Source organism: Promicromonospora umidemergens, from assembly GCF_024171995.1.
Taxonomy (GTDB): Bacteria; Actinomycetota; Actinomycetes; order Actinomycetales; family Cellulomonadaceae; genus Promicromonospora; species Promicromonospora umidemergens.
Genome location: NZ_JAMTCT010000003.1, coordinates 121,102 through 142,648 on the forward strand (window position 1 = coordinate 121,102; position 21,547 = coordinate 142,648).

A 21,547-nucleotide genomic window follows, 5' to 3' on the forward strand; every position below is an offset into this window, starting at 1 on the left:
TGTCCCCCGTGCGAGCTACCTGCGAGTGTCCACCGCGCGGTGACTACAAAGAGCCGTTGGGTCCATAACGTCTGGGGTAGCCCGCGGCGCTCCCGCCGCGGCTTCTCACAAGGAGTCATCGTGCGTTTCGTATGGCAGCTCTTGGCGGTTGCGGCGGTCTGGATCCTCGGCAACCTGGGCACGGCTGCGATGAAGGACAACCCCTGGCTGGCGCTCGCCGCCGGCCTGCTGACGGCCGTCGTCGCGGTCATCGTCTACGGCTGGGTGGTGCGGCGAACCGAGCACCGGGCCCCTGTCGAGGTGTCGCTGAAGGGAGCGGGTTCCGGGATCAGCTGGGGCACTCTGCTCGGCATCGCGATGTTCGGGGCAGTCATCGCGAACATCGCCTTCTTCGGTGACTACACGATCAACGGCCTGGGCAACCCGGCTGGCGCCGTCACCCTGCTCGGGGTCATGGCGGGTGCCGCCGTGGCCGAGGAGCTGGTCTTCCGCGGTGTCCTGTTCCGGAACATCGAGCGCTGGACCGGAACCTGGATCGCACTCGGGCTGACCGGCTCGCTGTTCGGCCTGATCCACCTGGCCAACCCGAACGCGACCCCGTTGGGTGCCATCGCTATCGCCATCGAGGCAGGCGGAATGCTGACCGCCGCGTACATCGCCACCCGCAAGCTGTGGGTGCCGATCGGTCTGCACTTCGGCTGGAACATCGCCGCGAGCGCGATCTTCAGCACCGAGGTGTCCGGCAGCAACACCGCGCAGGGTCTGCTGGACGCGACCATGTCGGGTCCCGCGCTGGTCACGGGCGGCGACTTCGGACCGGAGGCGAGCATCTTCCCGGTGGTGCTCGGCGTGCTGGCCACCGGCCTGTTCATGTGGCTGGCCTACCGGCGTGGTCACGTGGTCCCTGTCCGTCGCTCGGCCCGAGCGGACGTGGCCGCTAGGCTCACCCGGTGACCGAACTCCGGCAGGTCCTGGACCGGTGGCGTCAGCTCGACGTCACAGTCCGGGACCTGCCGCTCGCGTTGCTGCTCGCGGTCGTGTCGTTCGTGCCGGCGTTCCACGGGCTGGGGACGGACATCGGCAAGCTGCCGGACCGTCCCTTCGACGCGCTGGCCGTCGTCGCGATCGTCCTTCAGTGCTTCCCGCTCGCCGTTCGCCGACGGTGGCCGGCCGCCGTCCTCGTCGTGGTGTTCCTCGGCTTCGCCCTCGATCAGCTCCAGGGCTACCACACGCTCGCGGGCACCGGGCTCGCTATCGCGCTGCTCAGCGCGGGTGCCTACCTGGAACGCCGTCGCCGGACGGTCACGGTCCTCCTGTCGGGTGCGTACGTGGTGCTTGCGGTCGCGCTCCACCTGGCCGGCGGGACGGAGCGGGTGGACGGGTACGTGACGTTCTACCTGGCGCTCATCCTCGTGTGGGCCGTCGGCTCGTGGCTGCGCTCCACCCGGGCGGCCGAGGCCGATCGCCGGCTCCGGGTCGCCGAGGAGACCCGCACCGCCGAGCGCACGCGGATCGCCCGCGAGCTGCACGACGTCGTGACCCACCACGTCACAGCCATGGTCGTGCAGACAGAAGCCGCCCGATACCTCACAGCCGCCCCCGACCGCCTCGACGAGACCCTGAACGCGGTCACCGACACGGGTCGGCGGGCCATCGGCGACCTCCGGCACCTCCTGGACCTGCTCGACCCGGGCCACGACACCGCCGCCCAGACACCATCGCTCCGGGAGCTGCACACGCTCGTCGAGCAGACCCGCCGAGCCGGGCAACCCGTGGAGCTCACCGAGGAGGGCACACCATCGGAGTCGGCAGGGAGCGCCGAGCTGGTCGCCCACCGAGTGGTCCAGGAAGCCCTGACGAACGCCCTCAAGCACGCACACGGCAGCCCGACGGCGGTCGGCGTGCGCTACGACGACAGGGAGATCACCGTGGAGGTCAGCACCGCCGGCGCGAGCCCTCAACCCGCCGGCGTCCGACAGCGCCCGGCCGCGGGGACCGGCCGGGGGCTCGTCGGGCTCCGTGAGCGGGTGGACGCCCTCGGGGGCGAGTTCGGCGCGGACCGGCGAGCGGACGGTGGGTTCGTCGTCCACGCGCGCATCCCTACCGGGAGCCCGGCATGAACCCGCCGATCCGGGTCCTGGTGTGTGACGACCAGGCGCTGATCCGAACGGGGTTCACGACGATCATCGACGCCCAGCCCGACCTCGAGGTCGTCGGCGAGTGCGGGGACGGGCAGGCCGCCGTCGAGCTCGCCGGGCGGCTGAACCCGGACGTCGTGGTGATGGACGTCCGGATGCCGGTGCTCGACGGGATCGAGGCGACCCGCCTGCTCGCCGGCGTCGGGGTCGCGCGCCCCGTCAAGGTGCTCGTGGTGACGACGTTCAACCTCGACGAGTACGTCTACGAGGCACTGCGCGCCGGCGCCAGCGGGTTCCTGCTCAAGGACGCCCCGGCGGCGCAGCTCCTGCACGGCATCCGCACGGTCGCGACCGGGGCGGCGCTGCTGGCGCCCGAGGTGACCCGGAAGCTCGTCGGCAGGTACGCGGCGCGGATCCGCCCGGCCGAGAACGCGGACCCCGAGTCCGCGCTGACGCCGCGCGAGCTCGAGGTGCTGCGCCTGATCGCCAACGGGCTGTCGAACAGCGAGATCGCCACGACGCTGGTGATCAGCCAGGAGACCGTCAAGACCTACGTCTCGCGCATCCTGGCCAAGCTCGGCCTGCGCGACCGCGTGCAGGCAGTGGTCCACGCCTACCGCAGCGGCCTGGTGACCTAACAGGTCACCGTGTCCGCAAACCGGGCCCGAACGACAGGCCACACACGGCACCGCATCATGACCAGCCGTCGAAGGAGCAAGCGGCCCACCCGACGGCTGCGCGGCGCCAGGCGCGGAGTACAGGCGAGAAGCTGCCGCGTCGCGACTTCCGTCGAGATGCCCGCGGCAAACGGCGAGGCTCCGCAGACATGACGCCCGCGGAGCCGCTCCGACCGCTGCAAGGTCGACCTCAGCGCAGCTGGCGGAAGAACTCGGTGATGTCGTCGGCGAGCAGCTCGGGCTCTTCGTGGGCGGCGAAGTGTCCGCCGCGTGGCGTCGTCGTGTACCGGGTGATGTTGTAGGTGCGTTCGGCCCAGGAGCGCGGGGGCTGGGTGAGGTCGGCGGGGAAGACGGCGACGGCGGTGGGCACCTCGACCTTCTCGACGCGCCGGGTCAGGCCGCTGGCGTACTCGTAGTAGGGCCGGAACGACGTCGAGATCGTGCCCGTGAACCAGTACAGGGACGCCTGGGTGAGGACGAAGTCGTCGGTGAACCGGGACGAGAGGTCGCCGCCCGAGTCGCTCCAGGCGCGGTACTTCTCGACGATCCAGGCCAGCAGGCCGGTCGGAGAGTCGGACAGAGCGTGGGCAAGGGTGAGCGGGCGGGTGTTCTGCTGGTGCTGGTAACCGCCCTCCTCCGCGCTCCAGGTGGCGACCTGGTCGAGGTAGGCCTGTTCGTCCGGGGTGAGGCTCGCGTCGTCGTACTCCTGGGGTGCGGCGACGGCGAGCAGGTGGATACCGGCCAGCGACTCCGGGTAGGCCTCACCCAGACGTGAGGTGATCCCCGCGCCCAGGTCGCCGCCGTGGGCGGCGTACCGGTCGAAGCCGAACTCGTCCCGCATGAGCCGGTGCCAGATCTCGTGCGTCTGGAGTGCGGGCGGGAGGGCCGGGCGTTGCGGCGAGAACATGTAGCCGGGGAGCGAGGGAACGATCACCGTGAACGCGTCGGCCGGGTCGCCGCCGTGCTTCGACGGTTCCGCGAGGCGCCGGGCGAGGTCGGTGAGCTCCAGGAAGGTGCTGGGCCAGCCGTGGGTCAGCACGATCGGCAGGGCGTCGGGTCGCTCGCCGTCGAACCGGAGGTAGTGGACGGGCGTGCCGCCGACGTCGGCCGTGTGGTGCGGCAGGGCGTTGATCCGCGCCTCATGGGTCCGCCAGTCATAGCCGGTGGCCCAGTACTCCGCCAGGCGGCGCACCTCGGTGGTGTCGGCGCCCGCCTCCCAGCCCTCGACGGGCCAGGAGGTGGGCCACCGGGTATTGCGCAGCCGCGCGCGCAGGTCTTCGAGGTCTGCGTCGGTCACCGCGATCAGTGGCGGGTGGTCGGTCATGTGCCTCTCCTGGTCGTGCTCGTGGGCGGTGACCGGGCTCGCCCATGGCCCCGCCCGATAGCGTCCGGACGAGGCCACGACACGGCCAGGGCCATACGGCGGCCCGCGCCAACTTACGGTTATCGGGTTGCGGCGGCCAGTGCCGCGCGGATGGCGTCCGCGCCGGCCGGCTGGCCCTTCCCGTTCGAGGCTGGCCCGTAGGGGGTCCCCCACACCGGCGTGCCCGTCGACTGCCGCCAGCTGTCGGCCAGCGTGCCCGCGTCCACCACGCTGTACCCGATGGAGTCGGTGAATGCGTTCACCGCCGCCTTCGCGGGTGCGGAGTCCCCGGCGATCGGCAGGTACGAGCGGTCGGCCGCACCCGCCGGGCGGGCGAGTGAGAGGAGGTGCTTGAAATAGATGGTGTTGAACGCCTTCACGACCCCGGCGTCCGGGATGTACCGGAGCAGCAGACCGCTCGAGGTGAGCGACGCGTCGTCGAGCTCGGGGATCTGCCCGTCACGTTCGGGGCCGTAGTTGGACGTGTCGATGACCGCCTTCCCCGCCAGCGGCGCGACGGGGACGTCGGCGAACGCCGTGACCGGGATCGAGACCACGACGATGTCACCGGCCGCCGCGGCTTCCTCGCGCGTCCCTGCGGAGGCCAGCGGCCCCAGCTCCGCGACCGTGCCCGCGAGCGTCTCGGGGCCACGCGAGTTGCTGAGCACGACCTGATGGCCGGCCGCGACGGCGAGCCGCGCGATGTTGCCGCCGAGGTTTCCGCTTCCGATGAAACCTATGGTTGTCATGTTCTTGGTGTCCTTCCAGTAGGGCCTGGTCCTTGTCATGCCGGACTCGTTGCGGTGGGGGTCCCTGCTGTCAGGTGGCGGGGAAGTAGTGGCCGTTGTCCAGGTCGTCGAGGAGGCGGGGCTGAGCCGGCTCCCAGCCGAGGGTCCGGCGGGTGATGAGGTTGGACGTCGGGTAGCTCTGCCTGACCACGTTCGCGAGGAACCCGAAGTGTCCCGGCAGCATCAGCTCGTCCAGGGGGACGCTCACGACGGGCACGCCCAGGCGGCTGCCGATGGCCTCGGCGATCTCGCGGAACGGGATGCCTCCGTCCTCGACCGCGTGCCAGTAGCTGCCCGCCGGGCCCTTCTCCAGCGCCAGGCGGAACACGGCGGCGGCGTCGCGGATGTGCACGGCGTTCCAGCGGTTCGAGCCGTCTCCTGGGTAGCCGGAGAAGCCCTTCTCCTTCGCCAGGGCGATCAGCGTGGGGAGGAAGCCGGCATTATCAGTAGTGTCGTGCGCGATGTTGGCAAGCCGCACGACCGAAGACCGCACTCCTCGCTCGGCGAGCCCGATCACGGCGGTCTCCACGACGTTACGAGCCCGCAGGGTGCCCTTGTGCTCGTCGCCGACAGGAAGGGCCGGGTCGTCCTCGGTACCCGGCCGACCCAGGTCCCTCCCGGTCCCGGGCGAGCCGATGCTCCCCGCAGCGACCAACGGCTTTCCGCTTCCCGCGAGAGCCTCGCCGTACGCGAGCATGATCGGGAGCTCCGCTGCGGCCACGGCGTCGATCCCGCCGGACGACAGCAGGTCCTGCCTGTGCGCGACGTGGATGACGCCGTCGGAGTCCGCAGCGGCCTCCTTGAGCCCGTCGAGGTCCTGGAGGTCGCCGCGTCTGACCTTCGCGCCGAGCGCGGACAGCGCCGCCGCGGCTGTTTCCGACCGAGCCAGGCCGGTGACCTCGTGCCCGGCGGTGATGAGCTCGGGAATGATGTGCGAACCGGAATGGCCGGTCCCGCCAGTGACGAAGACGCGCACGGTACTACTCCTTGTGAGTGGTGCAGGGTGAGTGGTGCGGGGTGAGTGGTGCGGGGTGAGTGGTGCGGGGTGAGTGGTGCGGGGTGAGTGGTGCGGGGGAAGCGTTGGTAGTACGGGGTTGGCTCAGCGGGGGAAGTCGACGCTGAGGGCGATGTCGAAGGTGCCCGCGCCGTTCCGGGCCAGGCCCATCAGCAGCGGCCCGACCCCTTCCAGCCAGCGAGCCATCTCCAGGCCGCCGACATCGAGGGGACGCAGCCCGAGGCTCTCGATGAACACCGACACGCTCGCCTTGGCGCCCGCGTCGTCTCCGGCGAAGAACACGTCCAACGGACGCTCCTGGACCAGCACGTGGCCGAAGACGGTGTTGAACGCCTTCACGACGTGCGCGCTCGCCGGGGCCGCCTTGGCGATCTCCTGCGCACCGGAGGTGCCCTCAGGAGTGAGCACCCCGGTGGCGGCGGCGTTGAAGGTGTTGGAGATGTCGATGATGACCTTGCCGGCCAAGGCATCCCCATACTGGGTGACGACCGGCACGGCGCTCGTGTACGGCACGGCGAGGACGACGATGTCGCCCACAGGGACGGTGCCGAAGGTCCCCGCCGTTGCCCCGGCGCCGAGCTCGGCGGCCAGGCCCTTGGCCTTGGCCGGGTCACGGCCGATGAGCTCGACGGAATGCCCGCCTGTGACCGCGCGGGAGGCGATGGCGTGGGCCATGCCCCCGAGGCCGATGAAGCTGATGCTGCTCATGATGAGTGCTCCCTTTCTTGGGTGATCGTTCTGGGTGGTTATTTCTTGGGTGGTTATTTCTTCGGTGGTCATAACCGGCCGGTACGCTCGATCACCTGGCCGGCGAAGTCGAGCAGCTGGTCAAGGCTGGTGAACATCGCGAAGGCATCGAAGTACGCCTCGTCAACGCCGGAGTCGGCGTACCGCTTGAGCTGGTCCGCGACCAGGTCGACGGACGTGCCGGGCTCGAGATTGATCCGCATGGCCTTCTTCAGTGCGTCCGGATCGCGGCCGGCGTCCTCCGCCGCTCGACGGGCGATCGACCACAGGCGGTCGGCGCCCTCGTCCTGGCTGCTGATCGACGCGGCGGGCGCCGGTCCTTCGACCCCGAGCCAGCCGACCCCGCTGCGGCCGACCCGACGCATCGCGGCCTCGCTGGCACCGCCGATCCAGATGGGCGGCCCGCCCGCCTGGACCGGACGGAGGCCGACGTGGACCGGCGGCATGGTGAAGAACTCGCTGTCCCAGGACACGGGACTGGTCGTCCACCACGCCTGCAGGAACGCCAGCGTGTCGTCAAGCATCTTGCCGCGCCGCTGCCAGTCCGCGTTACGAGCCGCGTCGTACTCCTGCTTCATCCACCCCACCCCGACCCCGACGCCGAGGCGTCCCCCGCTGAGCACGTCGAGCGTGGTCAGCTGCCGGGCCAGGTGCGGCGGCTCGTAGTAGAACGTGCTGAGCGTGCTGGTGTTCAGGCGCACCCTGCTGGTCGCCGCCGCGGCGACGGTCAGCAGCAGCACCGGATCGAAGGAGCGGGCCATCTGCGGCCCTCGGTCCAGGTAGCCGCTGCCCAGATCAACCGGCGTGACCAGGCGATCACCGATCCACAGGGTGTCGTAGCCAAGGTCCTCGAGCCCGCGGACGAAAGCGCTCAGGGCGGGAGCGTCGCTGACGGCGGGCCCCACAACTGGAATCGTGAAACCGAGCTGCATGGTGATAAGCCTCCTCAGGCGAAATCTGGCCGTTATTGATTTCCGACATGAGAGTCGGTGGTCCAGCGACCAGCCGGGGCCGACGGCGCCTTGTTCGGCGACCGTTCGGCCCGGGCAGATCAGCCGTTGACTTCGTTGACGCCGAGGGCGAAGTTTCCGTGGCCGACTCCGTTGCCCGCGAGGCCGACCGTGAGCACGCCAGCTCCTTCCAGCCAGTGCGCCATCTTCAGGCCCCCGACATCCATCGGGCGCAGCCCGAGGCTTTCGATAAAGGCCGCCAGGTCCGCCTTGCCCTGTGGGTCGTCGCCGGCGAAGAAGACGTCGGGCCGGCCGGTCTCCAGGACCCCACGGAAGATGGTGTTGAACGCCTTGAAGACCTTGGCGTCGGCCGGGGCGACCTTGGCGATCTCCTGTGCGATCGAGGTCGGCTCGCTGTGGGCCAGCCCGTCGAACGTGGCGTTGAACGGGTTGCTGATGTCGACGATGGTCTTGCCCGCGAGGGCGTCTCCGTACTCGGCGACGGTCGAGACGACGCCGGCGTACAGCATGGCCGTGATGACGATGTCCCCGGCCGGGACGGCGCCCCACTGACCTGCCGTGGTGCCGCCGCCCAGTGCCTTGGCCAGGTCGTCGGCCTTGGACTGGTTGCGCGCCATGATCTCGACGGTGTTGCCGCCGGCCACCGCGAGCGTGCCGATCGTGCGGGCCATGTTCCCCGCACCGATGAAGGTGATGCTGCTCATGAGCTGTGCCTCTTCTTGTGTTCCCGAGGCGCCTGTGGTCCGGGCGCCGTTCTGACTCGTTCGGATGTGGATCAGATGGCGGTCGTGCCGCCGTCGGCGACCAGTTCCAGGCCGTTGACGTAGCTGGAGTCGTCGGAGGCGAGGAACAGGGCGATGCTGGCGATCTCTTCGGGGCGGCCCATCGTTCCGCGGGGGATGAGGGACTCGAATGCGGCCCTCGTCGCCTCGTCGAACAGCTCTTCCTGCTTTGCGGTGCCGACCTGGCCGGGGGTCAGGACGTTCACCCGGATCTTGCGGTCGCGCAGCTCGTTGAGCCAGACACGGGCCCAGGCCTGCTGGACGGCTTTGCTTCCCGCGTAGAGGCTCCAGCCGGGGAAGGCGCCGAGGGAGGCGTTGGAACCGGTCATGAGGATCGAGCCGTTGTCGTTGATCAGCGGTAGTGCCTTCTGCACGGTGAACAGGGTGCCGCGCGCGTTGAGCGAGAAGGAGCGTTCGAACTGCTCCTCCGTGATCTCGCCGAGGACGGCAGGTTCGCCGAACCCGGCGCTGGCCCACAGCACGTCGATCGAGCCCTTCTCCCGCTTGACGGTGTCGTACAAGCGCTCAAGGTCGTCCAGCTCGGCCGCGTCACCCTGGACGGCGGTCACGTTGCGGCCGATCACCTTGACGGCCTCGTCCAGCGCTTCCTGCCGCCGGGCCTGGATGAAGACATACGCTCCTTCCTCGACGAACAGCTTGGCCCCGGCCAGCGCCAGGCCGGTCGATCCGCCGGTGATCACTGCGACCTTGCCATCGAGCTTTCCCACGGTCACTCCTTTGAATTGATGGGTTTTTCGAAAAAGGCATGGAAGGGCCCAATTAATGACGCGCTCATGCTGGTCTGGGTCCCAGCTATCAAATGCCGATCCCGAATTCTTGTACCGAGTTCTCCCGGCCTCATGAACAATGCCACCGGCCTGAGCGGGTGTCCAAGACCCTTTTCAGCCGTGGTGATACCCTCGGGGCATTGCCGGCTCGGGAGGCTTCATGGATCTGGACCTGCGCAAGCTGCGCTACTTCGTCGCCGTCGCCGAGAGGCTGCACTTCGGCCGCGCCGCCGACGATCTGCACATCGCGCAGCCGGTGCTCAGTCGGCAGATCCGCGCGCTGGAACAGGATCTCGGCGCCTCGCTGTTCACCAGGGACAGCCACGGCGTCACGCTGACCGACGCGGGCCGACAGCTGCTGGACGACACCGGTCCGCTGCTCGCCTCCGCGCACGCGGTCCGGCGCCGGGTGTCCGTGGCAGAACGCGGCGGCCAGCGGCTGGTGGTCGGCTTCCGGGCCGGTATCCCGGTCATCCCGGCGACGCGGGTGTTCGAGGCCCAGCATCCGGACGCAGTCGTGGACGTGCAGCGCATGGAATGGGACGACCAGGCCCCGATGCTGCTCGACGGCCGCGTCGACGTCGCCTATGTGCGGCTGCCCATCGACGAGACCGGCCTGCGCCTGACTCCGCTCTACACCGAGCCCCTCATGGTGGCGCTGCCCACCGGTCACCGGCTGGCCGGCAAGGAGGAGGTCACCGAGGCCGACCTGGCCCGTGAGACTGTGGTCTGGCATGCCGACCCGAGCACGCAGCCCACCCGGCGCCCGCACCCCGACTCCGGGCTCCGGGTGCGCGGGGTCGAGGAGAAGCTCGAGCATGTCGCGGCCGGCCGTGGCATCTCATTCGTGGGACGTTCAGAGACAGTGTTCTACTCGCGGCCGGACATCACCTACGTGCCCATCCCCGATCTGGCGCCCGACCAGGTATTCGTCGCGATGGCGGCGTCGCGGACGTCGCCGCTGGCCGACGACTTCTTCGCCGCGGCGCAGGAGACGGCCGAGATCACGGCAGAGTGCGGGAACTATGAGATGTGGCAGATTGCCAACGACACCGTTTCGAAGCGCGGTTGAGTAATTCGATCGAATGGTGGTGCTACCAGCACAGCGAGAACCCCCGCCCACTGGCAGCCACGCGACCCCAGACCCCAGACATGACAATGGCCCGAACCCACAATTCGTGGGTCCGGGCCATTCCGATGTCCTGCGACATCCCATTTGTAGCGGGGGCAGGATTTGAACCTGCGACCTCTGGGTTATGAGCCCAGCGAGCTACCGAACTGCTCCACCCCGCGGCGGTAACCCCTACTTTACGCACGCCCAGGGGCTGAGCGCAAACGGGGTCAGGGGGTAGAGACGCAGGTCACAAGCGATCGAACCGATCCGGCCGTGGAACGATCCTCTCCATGACGACGGAGCTGAGCGACACCACCCTGACCGCCGACAGGATCGTCCACCTCACCGACCAGCTTTCCGCCCTTTCCCACCTACGGCCGGACCCGCGTACGAACGCGCTCTTCGGCGACCTGGTCCAGGCGATCCTCTCGGCGCCCGACCGCCAGGCCCGCGAGATCCTCGCGCACCCTGAGGTCGACGGGCGGAGGAGCACAGTCCGAGACCTCTCCGCGCGCGGCGAGACCGCCCTTGAGCACGCCTGGGCCGAGCACATCGCCACCGCGCCCGACCCGAGGGCCGCGCTGGCCACGTTCCCCTATCTCGACAACTATGACCGGCTCACGGCCCTCGAGGTGCGCCTCCTCGTCCACGCGGGCGGCACGCCGAGGTCGGTGGCCGTGCTCGGCTGCGGACCGCTCCCCCTGAGCACCCTCGGCTACGCCGACGCGCTCGGCTGCCCCGTCGTCGGCCTGGACCGAGAACCCGCGGCGGTCGCCCTCGCCCGACGGGTCGCCACCCGGACCGGGTCCACCGCGGTGCGGTTCGAGGAGGCCGACGCCGCCGACGTCGGCCTCATGGGATACGACGCCGTGGTGCTCGCGGCACTGGTGGGCGAGACGCCGTCGGCCAAGGCGGCGATCCTGCGGCGGGTGGCCGGCGCCATGCGACCCGGCGCGATGCTGCTGGCGCGCAGCGCGCGCGGCCTGCGTACCCTCCTGTATCCACCGGTGGACCTGGGCGCGATGCCAGGCTTCGAGGTGCTGGAGGTCGTGCATCCCACCGACGACGTCATCAACTCGGTGGTGGTGGCCCGCAGACGCGCCTGAAAGCGGTCGGCGGCCAGCACGACCCTCGTACGACAAGGGCTCCCCGGTGCGAACACCGGGGAGCCATTGTCTGACGCGTACCGCACGCTCAGCGTGCGACCAGCGGACTACCCTGCCGAGCCGCCCTGCGCCTCCTCGGCCGCGATCGCGTCCTCCAGCGCCTGCTGGAGGCGGTCCTGCGCCTCACCGTAAGCAGCCCAGTCACCGTCCTGCTGGGCGGCGGTGGCCTCCTCCATGGCGGTGGCCGCCTCCTGCAGCGCGGCGTCCAGCTCCGTGGACCCGCCACTACCCGGCTCTTCCGTCGCCGGGGCGGAGGGCTCACCGGACGGCTCGACGGAGGGCTCACCCGACGGCTCACCCGACGGTTCCGTGCCCGGCTCGCCGGTGGGCGGAGCGATCGGCGCTTCGTCCTCGGCCGTGCCGGCATCGCTGGCCTCGACACCCGAGTCGCCGTCGAACACCTGGTCCAGTGCCTCGTCGAGCGTGTCGGCGAAGCCGATGTTGTCACCAAAGGCGACCAGCACCTTGCGCAGCAGCGGGAACTGCGTGCCACCGGTCGACTGGATGTACACCGGCTGCACGTACAGCAGACCACCGCCGACCGGCAGGGTGAGCTGGTTGCCACGGCGCACCGTGGAGGCACCGATCTCGAGGATGTTCAGCTGCTCGGAGATCGTCGGGTTCGAGTCGAAGTTGTTCTGCACCTGGCCGGGGCCTGGCACCGTCGTATCTCGTGGCAGCTCCAGCAGGCGTAGCTTGCCGTAGTCCTCGGCTCTCGTGCCGTCCTTGCTACCTGCGTCGGCGTCCGCTGCGAGGAACCCGGTGAGCACCTCGCGGTCGGTGTTACCGCCAGGGATGAAGGTGGACGTCAAGGAGAACGACGACTCCTCCTGCCCCGGCATCTGCAGCGTCAGGTAGTACGGCGGCTGCAGCGGCGCAGTGGCCGCGTCCGACGTCGGGTCGGTCGGGTTGTTCCAGAAGTCCTGGCCCGAGAAGAACTCGGCCGAGTCCGTCACGTGGTACTGGCTGAGCAGGGTGCGCTGCACCTTGAACAGGTCCTCCGGGTACCGGACGTGGCTCATCAGGTCGCCCGAGATCTCCTCCATCGGCTTGACCGACGCCGGGAAGACGTTGGTCCAGGCCTTGAGGATGGGGTCCTCGTCGTCCCACGCGTACAGGTCGACTGACCCGTCGTAGGCGTCGACGGTGGCCTTCACCGAGTTGCGGATGTAGTTGACTTCCTCCGGCAGCTCGATGGGAGCGCCGCCCTGCTGCTGGGTCAGCGTGTCCGCCACCGCCTCGTCGAGCGGGGTCGACGCCGAGTACGGGTAGGCGTTGGTCGTGGTGTACGCGTCGACGATCCACTTCACGCGACCGTCCACGACAGCCGGGTAGACCTTGTTGTCGAGCGTGAGCCACGGCGCGACCTTGCTGACGCGCTGCTGGGGGTCGCGGTCGTACAGGATCTGCGACTCGCTCGTCACGCGGTCGGAGAACAGGAGCTGCTCCTCGCCGAACTTCAGCGCGAACAGCAGCTTGCTCCCGAACGACCCGACGCTCGGCCCGGCCTCGCCGGCGAAGGTCGTGTTGACCTGGCCACCGTTCTCCTGGTCGTCGGCCTGGTAGTCGAGCTCCCATGCCTTCGTGCCCTCGGGGGCCCCCACGATCGAGTAGGTGTCGGTGCTCGGGCTGAAGTAGATGCGGGGCTCGTACCCGCCCTCGAGGTCGGTGATGGCGCCCTCCGACGGGATGCCACCCTCGAAGAACGCCGGGCGTCCGTCCGGGCCGGTCTGCTCACCGAACGCGGCCACGACCCCGTAGCCGTGCGTGTACACCGTGTGGTCGTTGACCCAGTTGCGCTGGTCCTGACCCAGGCCGTCGAGGTTCAGCTCGCGCACCGCGATCACGGTGTCCCGGGACTCGCCGTCGATCTCGTAGCGGTCGACCGACAACGAGTCGTCGAAGTTGTAGTACTGCTTGTTCTGCTGCAGCTGCCGGAACGACGGCGACACGATCTGCGGGTCCAGCAGGCGGATCGACGCGGCGGTCTCGGCGTCCGACCGCAGTGCGCCCTCTTCCGCCTCGGTCGTTGCGTCGTACTGTTCCTTCTCGACGTCGTCGATACCGAACGCCGACAACGTAGCGTCGATGTTGCGCTGGATGAACTCGCTCTCCAGCTCCTGCGCGTTCGGGTTCACCTGGAAGCGCTGCACGACCGCGGGGTAGATACCGCCGATCGCGATGGCGGAGACCACCATGAGCCCGACACCGATGGCCGGCAGCCGCCAGTCACCACGGAACGCGGTGACGATGAACAGCACGGCGACGAAGATCGCCACGACCGCGAGAATCCCCTTGGAGGGGATCACCGCGTTCACGTCGGCGTACGAAGCGCCGTCGAAGCGGTCACCCGTGTTCGTCAGGAGCGAGTAGCGGTCCAGCCAGTAGTTCGCGGCGATCAGCAGCAGGCCGACCGCGCCGACGACGGACAGATGGATGCGCGCGGAGGGGGTCGTACGAGGGCCGCCCGCCGCCGAAGGGCCGACCCGGAGCCCGCCGTACAGGTAGTGCGTGATCAGCCCGGCGATACCGGCGATCACGACCACCGAGATGAGGAACCCGACGCTGAACCGCAGCATGGGCAGCGTGAAGACGAAGAACCCGAGGTCCATGTTGAACTCGGGGTCGGTCTCGCCGAAGGACTCGCCGTTGAACGCCAGCAGCACCGTGCGCCACTGCGCCGACGCCGCGAGGCCCGCGAAGAAGCCGACGAGCACCGGTGCGGCGATCATCACTACCCGGCGCAGCGGCTCGACCGCCTCGCGGTACTGGTCGAGCGTCGCCTGCTCGGGCGTGCTCGGGGCGTAGATCGGGCGCGACCGGTAGGCGGCGGTGAAGGACCAGAACACTGTCCCAGCCATGATCAGGAACCCTGCGGCGAACAGGGCGGCGCGCGTGCCCCACTCGGTCCAGATCACCCGGGAGAACCCGAGCTGCTCGAACCACTTCACCTCGGTCCAGAACTGCGCTAGAAGGAGCAGCGCCGCGACGACGACGGCGACCGCGACTACCGCCACCCCCAGCGGACTGCGTCGTCGGGCTCGGGGGGTGCCGCCGCCGGAAGGGCGACGAGGTGCTGCGGCGAAGGACACGACTGCGTTACCTCACGTCATCAAATGGTTGGGCCGTACCACGATGGAACGACCAGGCTCTGCTCAAGGTTCCCAGCACAAGGTTCCCACATCCTCCAGATGTGCAACACACGGTCAACAGCAGCACCCGGAGGTCAGGAACACGTCGGGAGGTCATCGCCCTCGCCGCGCCCGATCTGCTCGACGGCGTCGTAGGCCTCTGCGAGCGTCGCCACCCGCACGACGTTCAGCCCGTCGGGCACGTTGCCCACCACCTGCGGACAGTTGTCCGCCGGGGCGAGGAACCATTCGGCCTCGTCACGGACGGCCCCGTACAGCTTCTGCTCGATGCCGCCGATGGGACCCACCGTGCCCTCGGGGCTCATGGTGCCCGTACCGGCAATGACCTGGCCGTTCGCCTCGTCCTCCGGCGTGAGCTTGTCGATGATCCCGAGCGCGAACATGGTGCCGGCGCTCGGCCCGCCGATGTTCTCGATCTCGATCGAGACGTCCACGGGGAAGTCGTACTGCGGGTCGATGAAGACGCCGAGCACCGCCCGCTCCTCGTTGCCCGTGGTGGTGATGTCGACCTCCATCGTGCGCTTGCCGCGCTGCACGCCGAGCGTCACGACGTCACCAGGGCTCGTCTCGGCGAGCCCGTCGATGAGGTCCGAGTAGGTGCCGACCGGCGCACCTTGGAACCCGGTGATGACGTCGCCATCGTTTAGCTTGCCCTCAGCCCCGGAACCTGGCTCCGTACCGGCGACGTCCAGGACGGCCGGCACGTCGTAGCCGAGTGCCGGGTGTGTCAGGGCCGCGACCGTTGCCGACTCCTGCGACGACACCATCTCGGCCTGGCTGGCCTCCTGCTGCTGCTCCTTGGTGATCGCCTCGGGGAAGATGGCTTCCACCGGGAGCACGGAGCGCTGCGGGTCCAGCCAGCCCTGGATCACCTGCCCGGACAACATCGGGTAGCCCGGCCCGCCGAGCACCGACACCGTCGTCAGGCGCAGCTCGCCCGTCGACTCGTACGTCCGGGCGCCGTCGATCTGGATGAGGTTGCGCTGCAGCGTGTCCTCTGTGGGCCCCGGCGAGCGCATCGCGTAGGGCGTCGGCACCACCAGCGCCACCGCCGCGAGAGCGGCCGTGGCCAGCAGGGAGACACCCAGCGTCACGGTGCGGCGCGCAATCGGTTCGCCCGCGGCCGGCTCGTCACCGAACGGCGACGGCTCGGGCTGCGGGGCGTGCTGGCGGTCGCGCATATCGGTCACCGGCCCATCATTCCTCACTTGGCTGGAGGTTCCGTGAAAGCGGCCCGACGGCGGCGTGGGCACCTGCTCGCACCATGCCAAGCACTACGCCGTCGGGCAAAGAATTTCCACTTGAACGGTGTGTTATAGCCCACGCCACGCCGATAACACGCTACGGTCGTTCCGTGGCCCACGACGCCTTGACGTCCGTGGAGGTGCGCCGGAGCCGCCGTCGCACCGCCACGGTGAGCGCATATCGCGACGGTGGACGGACCATCGTCGCCATTCCCGCGCGCTTCTCTCGGGCACAGGAACGAGAGTGGGTGGCCAAGATGGTGGCCCGGCTCGAGGACAAGGAACGGCGCCGCCGTCCGTCCGACCAAGAGCTGATGGACCGTGCCGGTGAGCTCTCCATCAAGTACCTCGACGGCCACGCCAAGCCGTCGAGCGTGCGCTGGTCGACGAACCAGGGTCGACGCTGGGGGTCTTGCACGCTGCTCGACGGCTCCATCCGGATCTCCACCCGGGTCCAGGGCATGCCCTCCTGGGTGCTCGACTACGTGCTGCTGCACGAGCTGGCACACCTGCTGCACGCCGGCCACGGTCCCGAGTTCTGGAAGATCCTCGAGGTGTACCCGAGGACCGACCGGGCGCGCGGTTTCCTGGAGGGCGCGTCGTTCGCGCAGGACGACCCCGGCCAGATCACCTCCGACGACGGGGACGACTGACGAGTCCCGACGAGCCGCCGCCACGGCGGAGGCCGCTGCGCGGCTCTGATCGCCGCGCGACAGCCTCAGCCGATGGGAAGCGGACGGCGCTCCCTACGGTTCAGTGCCACGGCGACAAGTCCGCAGCCGACGGCGACCACCGCGAACGGGAGTGCGGCAGCGAGGTCGAACAGGGCGGTGAACATGATCGGTCCGACAAGCTCCGCGACGACGAACGAGTACTGGAACGCGGCGAGATACCTTCCCCGCGCGCCTCGTGCGAGCTCGTCGACCAGTGCCGTGGACGACGGTGCGTGCAGGATCTCGGCGACGCTCAGCAGGGCGACGCCGAGCAGGAGCACCAGGGCGGCCGCGGCCAAGGGCAGAGTCATCGCGACGGCGAGGACGGCGAAGGCGCCGGACCACAGGAGCGCCGCACGCTTCAAGAGCCGCACCTTCGACGTGCGGGACGACAGGTCGGCACCGCGTGCCGACAGCACCGCGACCAGCAGGGCGTTGGCGACCAGGAGGGCAGCCGTCAACCAGCCCGGTCCGTCCAGCCGCGAACGGACGACCGTGGGCAACGAGAGGCCGAAGAACAGGGTCGCCAGTGCAAGCACGCTGTTCAGCGCGAGAAACCGCAGGAACACGCGGTCCCGGAGGATCGAGACATAGGTCGACGGCTCGTCGCCGGGAGCATCGCCCGCTCGCGGCCTGGTCCGCACGACACCGAGGATCAGGCCTGTCGAGAGAGCGGTGCACCCCGACGCCGCCCAGGCGAGCGCCAGGTAGGCGCCCTCCGCCTGGACCGAGATCACGGCTCCCGTGATGAGCCCGCCGACGACGATGCCGACCGTCCGAGCCGCGTTGAGGCGACCGAACCACTGCTCCATCGACAGGCCGTCCCTGGTCTCCGCGTAGTCCGCGAGGAAGGTGAACACCGACGACCAGAAGAGCCGCACCCCGACGGCCAGCACGGCTGATGCGAGCAACACTTCGAGCGGGTCGCGGGCTACGACGAAACCTGCGTACGCGACGGCCTGGAGCCCTAGCCCGACAGCCACGACGGGATGGGCGGTCCAGCGATCGACCAGCATCCCGGTCACGAGGGGAAGCGGGAGCCCGATCAGGACGCTCCCGCTGATGATCGCGCCCAGCACGGGGAGCGGGATGTCGGTCAGGACAGTGAAGTAGACCAGCGACAGCGGGAGGAACAGGCCTCCGGACAGTGCTGCGAGAGACAAGGAAAGAGTGAGGCAGGCGTCGATACGCCCGGGTGCACGCTGAGGCACGGGAGAGGTCACTTTCGATGGGAAACAGGCATGAGTGAGATCCCGGCGAGCTCTTGGCTCGACGGGTACTTCAGCTCTGTCTGACGTCCATCAGCGCCGACACTAGCCCCCGGTCAGCTGGGAAGCCACGGCAATCGAGTGGTCCGTACCGGACCGGCGCCCACGCTCGACGCCGGCCTCAGGTCAGCCTCGCCCCTCGCCCTTCGTCCCGTCAGCGGGACCGTCCTCTTCCGCGGGGCTGTCCTTTTCGGCCGGGCCGTCCTGTTGGGCAGGGCCGTCCTGTTCAGCGGGCGTATCGTCCGAGCCCTTGTTGTCAGCGGGCTGGTCATCGCCCGCCATGTCCTCGCCGAAGATCTCCTTGAGCGCTGCGTCCACGTCGGCGTGCTCGTTCTCCGCGGCCTCGCGGCGCACCAGGTAGCCCGACGGGTCGTCGAGGTCCTGGGTACCGGGCAGCAGGTCGGGGTGGTCCCACACGGCGTCGCGCCCCATGGTGCCGTGGACACGCGCCACTATCGAGAACAGGGTCGCCGCGTCGCGCGACCGGCGCGGCCGCAGCTCCAGCCCGACCAGGGTCGAGAACGTCTGCTCGGCGGGCCCGCCGGCGGCGCGCCGACGTCGGATCATCTCCCGCAGCGGGATCGCGTGCGGCAGGTGCGGCAGGGTGGCGATGGCGCTGACCTCGTCGACCCAGCCCTCCACCAGTGCAAGCGTGGTCTCCAGGTTGAGCAGCACGGACTTTTGCTCGTCCGTGTTCTGCAGCCCGAACACTCCACCGGACAGGGCGCTGCGCAGGGCGTCGGAGTCGGCGAGATCGATGTCCCGCACCTGGGACTCGAGCGCGTCGAGGTCGATGGTGATGCCGCGCGCATAGCGCTCCACTATCGACAGGAGGTGCGACCGGAGCCACGGGACATGGGTGAACAGCCGGGCGTGGGCGGACTCGCGGACCGCCAGGAACTGCCGGACCTCCTCGATCGGCGCGTCCAGACCCTCCGCAAACGCGGCCACGTTGGTGGGCAGCAGCACGGTGTCCGGGCTGTCCAGCAGCGGCAGGCCGACGTCCGTGGCGCCGAACACCTCGTGCGAGAGCGTGCCGGCGGCCTGGCCGACCTGCATGCCGAACACCGCCGAACCGAGCCTCCGCATCATCTGGGCCGGGTCGATCGAACCGCCGAGACCGTGCAGCACGCCCGCGGGCATCCCCGGGATCGCCTCACCGTCGTCGATGCCCTCAGGGAGCTGGTCGCGCAGCACGGTCGCGAGGGCCTCCGAGACGGAGGAGGCGACGGGGGCCGCCAGCTGGTTCCACACCGGGAGCGTGGCCTCCACCCACTCGGACCGGTTCCAGGCGCGCCTGGTCCCGCCGGCGGGCGGAAGGTCGGTGACGGCGTCGAGCCAGAGCTCGGCCACGGCCAGCGCGTCGGTGGCCTCCTTGGCCTGCTTTCCCGTCAGGGACGGGTCGCCCTTGCTGACGGCGACCTGCCGGGCGACGTCGTGCGCGACGTCGGCGTTGACCGGTCCGGCGCCCTCGGCCGAGAGCATCTTCTGCACCTGGGCCAGCGCGTACTGCATCATCACGGGGTCGGGTGGTCCGCCGAGGGCGGTCGGGTCGATACCCCGCTCCCGCATCTCGGCCATCACTTCGTCTGCGCCGTCGCCGAGCATGGAGCGCAGCATCTCCTCCCACGACTGGGGAGTCTCGCCGGGCTGGTGCTGGTCGCTCATAGAGTCACCGTAACCGGGTCCGCAAGGTCTACGCCGTCCATTTGGCTCTGGGCGCACACGGGAACTTCCGGCTCTCGCGATGCTTTGGATATACCTCTGGAACTGTGGACGAGCACCCGCGGCGAACGCCGCCGTCGGGCATCGTTGTGGGCATGAAGCCCCCTCCTCTCCTCCGGCTGCGGCCGGGCACGCCGGTGCTCAGCCGCGGCGGCGGCCAGATGCAGTGCGGATCCGACCCGCGCTGGTCGTTCGTGCTGTCGGGACTCACCCCTGCCGAGGAGACGTGGCTCGAGGAGATCGCCGAGCGCCGGCACGTGACGGTCGAGCAGTCTGCGGCGCGGTGCGGTGTGCCCGCCGAGCGGCGCGACGAGATCATGACCGTCCTGGTTCGCGCAGGTGTGCTCGTCCCGGTGCCAGGAACCGTGGGTGCGGTGACCGCTCCGGCCGACGGCGCCGCCGACGCGACGGCGCTCGGCATGCTGCGGCCCGACGGCGCGGGCCTCGCGACCCTGGCCGACCGCGCGCGGCGCATGGTCGGCGTGGTCGGCCTCGGGCGGCTGGGGACGGCCGTCGCGCTGCACCTGGCGACAGCCGGCGTCGGCCGGCTCCTTCTGCACGACCCCCTGCCGGTGCAGATCACCGACGTCGGGCTGGGCGGCCTGCGGACCATCGACGTGGGACAGGCGCGCGACGCCGCGGTGCGAGCGCTGCTGGCGGAGCGTTCACCGCGCGTGGCCGTACGGGTGGACGACAGCGGGGCGGGCGGCATGGGGCTGGACCCGACAGCACTCGACGTCGTGGTGGTCACCGAGCCGCACGCCGCCCATCCTGCGCGGTACCAGCGGCTGCTCGGCCTCGGGGTGCCGCACCTGCCGGTGGTGGTGCGGGAGGCGGACGTCGTCGTGGGGCCGTTCGTCCGGCCGGGCCGGTCAGCGTGCGTCACCTGTGTGGACCTTGCCCACGCCGACGCCGACCGCGAGTGGCCGGCGCTGGCGACGCAGCTACGGAAGACGGCGGAGCCGACGCACGAGGCGACGCTCGCCGCCGTGGCAGCGGCAACGGCCGCCGGCCAGGTGCTCGCCCAGCTGGACGGGCACCGGCCGGCGGCCGTCGGTGCGTGCCTGGAGATCTCGCTCCCGGCGGGGCTCCCCCGCGCCAGGCCGGCAGACCCGCACCCGCGCTGCGGCTGCGTGACCCTGCCTGCCTGAGCCGGAGGTGCAGCGCAGGGTGGGGGCCGAGGGACGAGGCACCCGCCCGGAGCGGAACCGCAGGCTCAGGCAGTACGAGTAGAGCCTGACCCTCCCGTTGAGTGCTGGGTATTTGTTGGTCCAGGGCTGCTTGCCCAGCGAATACCCAGCACTCGATGCTTCGGCTTGGTCAGGCCGCGGCGACGTTCTCCGACTTGCGGGGCCTGCCGCGGCCACGCTTACGAGCGACGACGGCGCCGTCGACGAAGACCTCGCCGCCCCAGACGCCCCAGGGCTCGTTGCGCTCGAGGGCGCCGGCGAGGCAACCCTGCATCAGGGGGCAGGTGCGGCACAGGGCCTTGGCCTGCTCCACCTGGGTGCTGTGCTCGGCGAACCACAGCTCCGGGTCGTTGGTACGGCACGGCAGCAGTGTGTCCATCAGCCGGTTGAACTCCGCCGAGTCCGAACCGGTCCGGCTCGTTGCGGGGTGTTGGGGCGGGTCCCAGGGGCCCGAGCCGCCCTGGGGAAGAGTGTCGAGGAGCGCAGTGAGGCGCACGGTTGTCTCCTGTGTCCTGTATGGATGAACGTCGTCGGTGAACGTCTGGGGGAACAGGACCCCGGGCTAGATCTCTGCCGGCCGGCCCTGACAGGGCCGGGTCTCCGGGCAAAAACTAAGGCCGCGGGTCCTAGATGGACTCCGCGGCCTGGATGACTCGGTCGTTAGACCGGCGAGTCTCCTGGAGATGCGGAGTCGGGTGCGAGAGCG

At 69.8% G+C, this 21,547-nt stretch carries 19 protein-coding genes and 1 tRNA gene; 7 read left to right on the plus strand and 13 right to left on the minus strand.

Annotation, left to right across the window (positions count from 1 at the left end; translation table 11 throughout):
• Positions 1-120 precede the first annotated feature (120 nt).
• The 3 genes from APR04_RS06670 to APR04_RS06680 are packed head-to-tail and all read left to right on the plus strand — an operon-like array spanning position 121 to position 2,776.
• Positions 121-954 carry a CPBP family intramembrane glutamic endopeptidase gene (locus tag APR04_RS06670; RefSeq protein ID WP_253868713.1) on the plus strand — a complete coding sequence of 278 codons (834 nt, stop codon included), beginning with the start codon at positions 121-123 and terminating at the stop codon, positions 952-954.
• Positions 951-2,120 (plus strand): sensor histidine kinase, encoded by a 1,170-nt coding sequence (locus tag APR04_RS06675; RefSeq protein ID WP_253868715.1) that lies wholly within the window; start codon positions 951-953, stop codon positions 2,118-2,120. The genes APR04_RS06670 and APR04_RS06675 overlap by 4 nt, the downstream gene beginning before the upstream one ends.
• Positions 2,117-2,776 carry a response regulator gene (locus APR04_RS06680; RefSeq protein WP_253868717.1) on the plus strand — a complete coding sequence of 220 codons (660 nt, stop codon included), beginning with the start codon at positions 2,117-2,119 and terminating at the stop codon, positions 2,774-2,776. Before APR04_RS06675 ends, APR04_RS06680 begins: the two co-directional genes overlap by 4 nt.
• 229 nt (positions 2,777-3,005) lie before the next feature.
• On the opposite strand, the gene APR04_RS06685 is transcribed toward APR04_RS06680, so the two are convergent.
• The 7 genes from APR04_RS06685 to APR04_RS06715 all read right to left on the minus strand — a co-directional run bounded on the left by APR04_RS06685 (position 3,006) and on the right by APR04_RS06715 (position 9,209).
• On the minus strand, positions 3,006-4,139 hold the full coding sequence (locus tag APR04_RS06685; RefSeq protein WP_253868719.1) for an epoxide hydrolase family protein: 1,134 nt from the start codon (positions 4,137-4,139) through the stop codon (positions 3,006-3,008).
• A 119-nt stretch (positions 4,140-4,258) separates the two neighbouring features.
• On the minus strand, positions 4,259-4,966 hold the full coding sequence (locus APR04_RS06690; protein WP_253868721.1) for an NADPH-dependent F420 reductase: 708 nt from the start codon (positions 4,964-4,966) through the stop codon (positions 4,259-4,261).
• Between the two features lie 31 nt (positions 4,967-4,997).
• Positions 4,998-5,942, minus strand: a complete 945-nt coding sequence (locus tag APR04_RS06695) for an SDR family oxidoreductase (protein ID WP_253868723.1) — start codon at positions 5,940-5,942, stop codon at positions 4,998-5,000.
• Positions 5,943-6,065: 123 nt separating this feature from the next.
• On the minus strand, positions 6,066-6,689 hold the full coding sequence (locus tag APR04_RS06700) for an NADPH-dependent F420 reductase (protein WP_253868725.1): 624 nt from the start codon (positions 6,687-6,689) through the stop codon (positions 6,066-6,068).
• 68 nt (positions 6,690-6,757) lie between these two features.
• A complete protein-coding gene (locus tag APR04_RS06705) occupies positions 6,758-7,633 on the minus strand; it encodes a TIGR03619 family F420-dependent LLM class oxidoreductase (protein WP_253868727.1) in 876 nt (291 codons plus the stop codon).
• 146 nt (positions 7,634-7,779) lie between these two features.
• Positions 7,780-8,403 carry an NADPH-dependent F420 reductase gene (locus tag APR04_RS06710; protein WP_253868729.1) on the minus strand — a complete coding sequence of 208 codons (624 nt, stop codon included), beginning with the start codon at positions 8,401-8,403 and terminating at the stop codon, positions 7,780-7,782.
• Between the two features lie 71 nt (positions 8,404-8,474).
• Entirely contained in the window at positions 8,475-9,209 is a 735-nt protein-coding gene (locus APR04_RS06715; RefSeq protein ID WP_253868730.1) for an SDR family NAD(P)-dependent oxidoreductase, read from the minus strand.
• Positions 9,210-9,429: 220 nt separating this feature from the next.
• Between APR04_RS06715 and APR04_RS06720 the strand changes: the two genes are divergently transcribed.
• Entirely contained in the window at positions 9,430-10,341 is a 912-nt protein-coding gene (locus tag APR04_RS06720; protein ID WP_253868732.1) for a LysR family transcriptional regulator, read from the plus strand.
• A gap of 147 nt (positions 10,342-10,488) precedes the next feature.
• Here APR04_RS06720 and APR04_RS06725 read toward each other — a convergent pair.
• A tRNA-Met gene (locus APR04_RS06725) sits at positions 10,489-10,562 on the minus strand.
• A 111-nt stretch (positions 10,563-10,673) separates the two neighbouring features.
• On the opposite strand from APR04_RS06725, the gene APR04_RS06730 reads away from it, so the two are divergent.
• Positions 10,674-11,489 (plus strand): nicotianamine synthase family protein, encoded by an 816-nt coding sequence (locus APR04_RS06730; protein ID WP_253868734.1) that lies wholly within the window; start codon positions 10,674-10,676, stop codon positions 11,487-11,489.
• 107 nt (positions 11,490-11,596) lie between these two features.
• Here APR04_RS06730 and APR04_RS06735 read toward each other — a convergent pair whose 3' ends face one another.
• Together APR04_RS06735 and APR04_RS06740 are read right to left on the minus strand one after the other, a co-directional pair.
• Positions 11,597-14,641, minus strand: coding sequence for a UPF0182 family membrane protein (locus tag APR04_RS06735; protein WP_253868736.1), 3,045 nt, complete (start codon positions 14,639-14,641; stop codon positions 11,597-11,599).
• 134 nt (positions 14,642-14,775) lie between these two features.
• On the minus strand, positions 14,776-15,882 hold the full coding sequence (locus APR04_RS06740; protein WP_253869260.1) for a YlbL family protein: 1,107 nt from the start codon (positions 15,880-15,882) through the stop codon (positions 14,776-14,778).
• Positions 15,883-16,055: 173 nt separating this feature from the next.
• Between APR04_RS06740 and APR04_RS06745 the strand changes: the two genes are divergently transcribed.
• The gene (locus APR04_RS06745) at positions 16,056-16,598 is read left to right on the plus strand and encodes a SprT-like domain-containing protein (RefSeq protein WP_253868738.1); all 543 of its coding nucleotides are present in this window, start codon (positions 16,056-16,058) and stop codon (positions 16,596-16,598) included.
• Positions 16,599-16,663: 65 nt separating this feature from the next.
• Here APR04_RS06745 and APR04_RS06750 read toward each other — a convergent pair whose 3' ends face one another.
• Both APR04_RS06750 and APR04_RS06755 read right to left on the minus strand, forming a co-directional pair.
• On the minus strand, positions 16,664-17,821 hold the full coding sequence (locus APR04_RS06750; protein ID WP_253868740.1) for an MFS transporter: 1,158 nt from the start codon (positions 17,819-17,821) through the stop codon (positions 16,664-16,666).
• A 231-nt stretch (positions 17,822-18,052) separates the two neighbouring features.
• Positions 18,053-19,594: a zinc-dependent metalloprotease gene (locus APR04_RS06755; protein ID WP_253868742.1), complete on the minus strand. Its 1,542-nt coding sequence runs from the start codon at positions 19,592-19,594 to the stop codon at positions 18,053-18,055.
• 152 nt (positions 19,595-19,746) lie between these two features.
• Between APR04_RS06755 and APR04_RS06760 the strand changes: the two genes are divergently transcribed.
• The gene (locus tag APR04_RS06760) at positions 19,747-20,802 is read left to right on the plus strand and encodes a ThiF family adenylyltransferase (RefSeq protein ID WP_253868744.1); all 1,056 of its coding nucleotides are present in this window, start codon (positions 19,747-19,749) and stop codon (positions 20,800-20,802) included.
• Positions 20,803-20,971: 169 nt separating this feature from the next.
• Here the strand turns inward: APR04_RS06760 and APR04_RS06765 are convergent, their stop codons facing one another.
• Entirely contained in the window at positions 20,972-21,337 is a 366-nt protein-coding gene (locus tag APR04_RS06765) for a WhiB family transcriptional regulator (RefSeq protein ID WP_308292326.1), read from the minus strand.
• Positions 21,338-21,547 lie beyond the last annotated feature (210 nt).

Coding starts and splice junctions, on each gene's coding strand:
- APR04_RS06680 (WP_253868717.1), top strand. CDS start 2,117: ATGAACCCGCCGATCCGGGTCCTGGTGTGTGACGACCAGGCGCTGATC.
- APR04_RS06685 (WP_253868719.1), bottom strand. CDS start 4,139: ATGACCGACCACCCGCCACTGATCGCGGTGACCGACGCAGACCTCGAA.
- APR04_RS06690 (WP_253868721.1), bottom strand. CDS start 4,966: ATGACAAGGACCAGGCCCTACTGGAAGGACACCAAGAACATGACAACC.
- APR04_RS06700 (WP_253868725.1), bottom strand. CDS start 6,689: ATGAGCAGCATCAGCTTCATCGGCCTCGGGGGCATGGCCCACGCCATC.
- APR04_RS06710 (WP_253868729.1), bottom strand. CDS start 8,403: ATGAGCAGCATCACCTTCATCGGTGCGGGGAACATGGCCCGCACGATC.
- APR04_RS06720 (WP_253868732.1), top strand. CDS start 9,430: ATGGATCTGGACCTGCGCAAGCTGCGCTACTTCGTCGCCGTCGCCGAG.
- APR04_RS06730 (WP_253868734.1), top strand. CDS start 10,674: ATGACGACGGAGCTGAGCGACACCACCCTGACCGCCGACAGGATCGTC.
- APR04_RS06740 (WP_253869260.1), bottom strand. CDS start 15,882: ATGCGCGACCGCCAGCACGCCCCGCAGCCCGAGCCGTCGCCGTTCGGT.
- APR04_RS06755 (WP_253868742.1), bottom strand. CDS start 19,594: ATGAGCGACCAGCACCAGCCCGGCGAGACTCCCCAGTCGTGGGAGGAG.
- APR04_RS06760 (WP_253868744.1), top strand. CDS start 19,747: ATGAAGCCCCCTCCTCTCCTCCGGCTGCGGCCGGGCACGCCGGTGCTC.